The sequence below is a fragment of the Streptomyces sp. NPDC058291 genome, from assembly GCF_042880855.1.
In the GTDB taxonomy this organism is placed as follows: Bacteria; Actinomycetota; Actinomycetes; order Streptomycetales; family Streptomycetaceae; genus Streptomyces.
This window is the reverse complement of the sequence record NZ_JBHVYK010000092.1, coordinates 25,878-30,520: the sequence shown is the minus strand read 5'-3', so window position 1 is coordinate 30,520 and position 4,643 is coordinate 25,878. Positions and strand designations below refer to the sequence as shown.

The 4,643-nt window shown below is 67.5% G+C and carries 3 protein-coding genes and 1 pseudogene; 1 reads left to right on the top strand and 3 read right to left on the bottom strand.

The annotated features are described in order from the left end of the window. Nucleotides 1-430: pseudogene (locus ACFVYK_RS32105) on the top strand (hypothetical protein); the annotation flags it as partial. A 287-nt stretch (nt 431-717) separates the two neighbouring features. On the opposite strand, the gene ACFVYK_RS32100 reads toward ACFVYK_RS32105, so the two are convergent. From ACFVYK_RS32100 to ACFVYK_RS32090, 3 genes are all read right to left on the bottom strand, one after another. Continuing rightward, nucleotides 718-1,449 (bottom strand): VOC family protein, encoded by a 732-nt coding sequence (locus ACFVYK_RS32100; protein ID WP_389780080.1) that lies wholly within the window; start codon nt 1,447-1,449, stop codon nt 718-720. 238 nt (nt 1,450-1,687) lie between these two features. Next, nucleotides 1,688-2,776, bottom strand: coding sequence for a ParB/RepB/Spo0J family partition protein (locus tag ACFVYK_RS32095; protein WP_389780078.1), 1,089 nt, complete (start codon nt 2,774-2,776; stop codon nt 1,688-1,690). A gap of 50 nt (nt 2,777-2,826) precedes the next feature. Continuing rightward, complete coding sequence (locus tag ACFVYK_RS32090) at nt 2,827-4,089, bottom strand: ParA family protein (protein WP_389780076.1); 1,263 nt, start codon at nt 4,087-4,089, stop codon at nt 2,827-2,829. Nucleotides 4,090-4,643: the final 554 nt, after the last annotated feature.

Below are 4,643 nucleotides of genomic sequence, written 5' to 3'. Positions count from 1 at the left end.
TCTACGAACCCCAGCCCGCCCCATCAGCTTGACGAAACCCATAGGGGCACCCCCCGCCCGGCTGCGGCCCGGTCTGAACCGGCTGCGCTCCCTGCTCCTCGACCCTGAGGAACAGGCCTTCCACCAGGACTGGAAAAAAGCCACCGCCGATTTCATCGCCGCCCTTCGCACCACCATCGGGGACTACATCGACAACCCCCGGTTCGTCGAGCTCGTCGGAGAACTCGCACTGTCCAGTCAGCGGTTCCGCACCCTGTGGGTCCGCCATGACGTCCGCAGTCTCGACGAACCGGGGGTTGGCACTGCCGTTCCCGCAGGCGCCGAGCGTCAGGGCGAGCGCGGACGTGGCGGCGAGCGCGGTGGCAGAGAGGACCAGACGCATGGTGGTGTTTCTTCGCCGCGTGAGGTGCGCTGGCGAGCACCGTGTTGATCAGCACGGTAGGTGTGAAATCCCAACAGCCCTGCGACTGCGATTCTTTGACGTTGCATCAGATATCACGCGGTCCTGCTTGCGGGAGTCGGCCATTCCCCTTCCGGGCGTGGGGCGGGAGTCGCATGCGGCGCTTCGGTCGTCATGCCGCCGCTGGCCGTGATCGGCTGGGCGATCCGGGCGCTGGGCCACGCCTGTCAGCAGAGGGCATGACGCGGCCTGAGACGGCGGGGCCGGGCCACAGCCGGGTCTCCGGCCCCTAGGCCGTGAGGGGCCCTCTCAGGGCCTCACCGAGGGGTCAGCACGCAGAACTCATGACCGTCCGGATCGGCCATCACCGCCCAGTCGACGTCCCCTTGACCGATGTCGATGCGCGACGCCCCGAGGGAGACGAGCCGGTCGATCTCCGCCTGGTGGTCACTCCCGCCCGGCGGGGCGAGGTCGAAGTGCAGCCGTTCCTTGCCCGTCTTGGGCATCAGGGGCGGACCGCCCCACGTGACCTTCGGACCGCCATGCGGTGAGCGGATCGCGGTTTCCTGGTCCTGGTCCCAGACCAACGGCCAGCCCAGCGCTCGGCTCCAGAAGTATCCGGCCTCCCGGGAACCATCGCCGGCCAGCGCTCCGATGAATCCACACTCGGCGAGGAAGCTGTTGCCCGGCTCGATGACACAGAACTCGTTGCCCTCGGGATCGGCGAGCACCACGTGCCCCTCCTCCGGGCGTTGACCGATGTCGATGTGTCGGGCGCCGAGTTCGAGTGCCTTCTCCACCACCTGCTTCTGGTCGTCGAGGGACCTGCTCGTCAGATCGAAGTGCATGTGGTTCTGGCCCGTCTTCTGCTCCTGCGTCGGGAGAAAGCGGAGCCGGAACCCGGTGTCATCGGTGGGCAGCAGCGTGATGCCGTCAAAGGAGTCCCCGGAATCCTGGGGCGTCTCCCAGCGGAGAAGCTCCGCCCAGAAGCGCGCGAGACGGACCGGATCGTGCGCATCGAAGCAGAGCGCGTGCAGGCGAGAAGTCATCCGTAGGTCTCCCGGTAGGGGCAGGAGGGTCGTGCTGGAGCCTGCCCAGCAGGTGCATCCCGGTCAACTGATTAAGGACCGCGTAGCTCAACCGCCGCTCACGACCCCGAGCGAACCCCTCACGTCCATGACGTCCTCTGCGGACCACGATGGATCTGGAAGAACGAAGGGCCGGTTTCCCAGACTCGGGAAACCGGCCCTTCCTGCTCCGCGGACTCGACGCTCTCCCGCGCCGGAATCAACCGGCCGAGACGGCGTGGCTGTCCCGGTGCTTGATGAGGACGTCCAGCATCTTGTTGAACTCGTCCGGCGGCATCTTGTAGATCAGGTGCTGTGCCGCGTACACGCCGTCCTCGTAGGGGAACCGCTTCGGCTTCTGCTCCCCCGCACGCACAGCGGTCGTCGCACTCGCTGTCGGATCGACCGTGGTGGGTGCCTGGGCCGGGACTGACGGCGTGCTCTCCCCCGGCCTGCCGAGCGGCGGCTCGCCTTCGGCCACGGTGCCGGGCACGGGCTGGTCCGTCGCCGACTCCCCCTCAGCCCCGCTCTGGACCTCAGGCACGGAAGCCTTGGTGATTACGCCGTAATCACCGCCCTGGGCATCCTGGGGAGCCACCTCCGGCTGTTCAGCAACGTGTCGGCTCTGGGGCCTGAGCGCGCGTGTCTGCGCCTCTTCCTTCCGAGTACGCGCCGCCTTCAGCTCTTCCAGCGCTGCCGCCTGCTCCTCCGCAGGCTTGTTGCCGACCGCGCGCAGCAGGTCGATGGGTTCGTCACCGATGCGCTCTTGCAGCTCGGGCGTGAGATGGAGAAGAGCCAGGCGCTGCGACACCCATCCCTGTGAGCGGTGGAGGCGCTTGGCGAGTGCCCGCTGGCTTCCGTGGATGGCGAGGAGGCGTTGGAGAGCGCGGGCTTCGTCGATCTCGTCGAGGTCCTGGCGGTGGATGTTGGCGACGAGGGCGGACTCCAGGAGTTCCTCGGACGTGGTGCCCTGGTCGTCGCTGACCATGACCTTGATGGTGGGGAGGCCTGCTTCGCGCGCGGCGGCGAGGCGGCTGCTGCCGTCGACGACGATGTGGGTGGTGTCCGGCTCGAGGTCGGCTTCCTTGTCCGGGTTGGCTTTGACGTAGGCGTCACGGTTCATGACCGTGATGGCCACCTTCTGCCCGTGTGTCGCCAGGCTGCCGGCGAGGTCGCTGAGATCGCCCAGCGAGGAGCGTGGGTTGTCGGGGTTGACGCTGATGCGGTCGACCGGAAGTTCCGTGGGAGGTGCGATGCCTTCGGTGGGCACCCCTGTGGCGGCGGCGACGGCTTGTCGGCGCGCGCTCACGGGACGCACTGTTCCGCCGAAGCGGCCGGTGCCGAGCTGATCGGCCTTGCTCATGCGATCTCCCTGGCCAGTGCGCGCATGCCGATCGCCTGCTGCGATTTGGGGGCGTACGACAGCAGTGGCTGCTTCATCCGGACTGCTTCCTTCTGCTCCTTGAGATCGCCGATGAGGCCGACGACTCGTGGATCCTTTATGTCGACCCACCCCTGCAGTGAGGACGTGGCGATGTAGCCGCGGCGGGAGTCGTAGAGGTTGACGACGATGCCGAGGTAGTCGATGTCGATCTGCAGGTCGCCGCGCAGGTCGTCGATCTGTGTGGTGAGGAGTTCGTAGGCGTCGGCGGAGCTGTCCTCTGCCTGCACCACGATGAGGGCGCCGGACTGGCCGGGCTTCTCGCCGTCGCGGCGGCGGCCGTAGTAGGCGGCGGCGTCCATGCTGAGGCCGAGGCTGGGCGGACAGTCGACGAGGATCACGTCGTAGTCGGCCTCGAGCGGGGACAGGGCGCGTTCGAGGGCGGCTTCGCGGGCTCGGACGGCGGACAGCCGCACATCGAGGAGGAAGGCGTCATTGCAGGCGGGCAGCAGGTGGAGGCGGCCGCCGAACGTGTCGTCGTCGATGGAGACGATGAGGTCGCGGAGGTCGCCCTTGGGGTCGCCTGCCATGTGGTTGGTGAGGCTGTCGCCGTTCATCGGCAGGGGAGCGGCGCCCAGTTGGTTGCTGAGGTGGCACTGGGGGTCGAAGTCGACGAGCAGGACCCGGAGTCCGGGTCCGGGCAGGTTCTCGATGTCGAGCGGGTCACCGGCCGGTTCGGCGTCGGTGTGCGCCTCGCTGGCTCGCAGGGCCTTGGAGAGTGCCTTGGCGACGCGGACGGAGTACAGGACGTTGGAGTCTTCGGCGAGGGCTTCGCCGAGTCCGGCGGTGATGGCTGTCTTGCCGACGCCGCCCTTCTGGTTGCAGACGATGATGCGGCGGGTGACGCTGGGTCGTTCGATGTCGGGTGCCGGGTTGGTGTCGAGCCAGAGTTGGACGGACTGGGCGAGGCCCTGGATGAGGGAGACGCCTCGGTCGGCGGCGACCTGTCGGAAGTCTTCCCACTGGCCGGGGGGCAGGAAGGTGGAGAAGGAGTCGGCGCCGGCGGTGTCGACGGGTGCGGTTGCCGAGGCGAGGCCGCACCAGGCGCTGATGCCCTGTTCCACGGCGGTCTGGATCTCGACGCCGTGCTGGGCCGTTCTGATCTTGAGGTTCTGCCGGAGCCATCCCGGCAGCTTGGAGACGACCTTCTCGCGGTCGCTGGAGGTGGCTGGCGAACTCATGAAGGACACCATACTAACGTCCATGATCGATAGCAGCACTGACACGTTAGGTAGACCAAGTTGATGCACGGGCTTGCACCCTTCGGCGGTGATTACGCCGTAATCACCGCCCGACCCACGACAGCTGACTGAACTACAGGACCGATCGGGCGTCCCGTGGTTGCGAGCGGCCAACGACACCAGAGACGCCTTCGCCCCGGCTCCCGCCGACTCCCGCGCTCACTGCACTCGCGGCGACGCGCAGCACATGCCGAGCCGACCGCCCGGACCAGTCCGGCACACCGGCGGGAGAAGCCCGGCACAGACACCGACTCTGATGAGGCGGGCGCCCAAGTGATTACGTCGTAATCACCGTCGAGGCGCGGGGGGTGTCGATCTCGAGGAGGTGGGCGTCCGAGTGGTTACGTCGTAATCACCGTCGAGGCGCGCGGGGTGTCGATCTCGAGGAGGTGGGCGTCCGAGTGATTACGTCGTAATCACCGTCGAGGCGCGCACGGGCGTCGATCTCGAGGAGGTGGGCGTCCGAGTGATTACGTCGTAATCACCGTCGAGGC

Excerpts from the sequence above, each read along its gene's own strand:
- ACFVYK_RS32090 (WP_389780076.1), bottom strand. The coding sequence starts at position 4,089 with ATGAGTTCGCCAGCCACCTCCAGCGACCGCGAGAAGGTCGTCTCCAAG.
- ACFVYK_RS32100 (WP_389780080.1), bottom strand. The coding sequence starts at position 1,449 with ATGACTTCTCGCCTGCACGCGCTCTGCTTCGATGCGCACGATCCGGTC.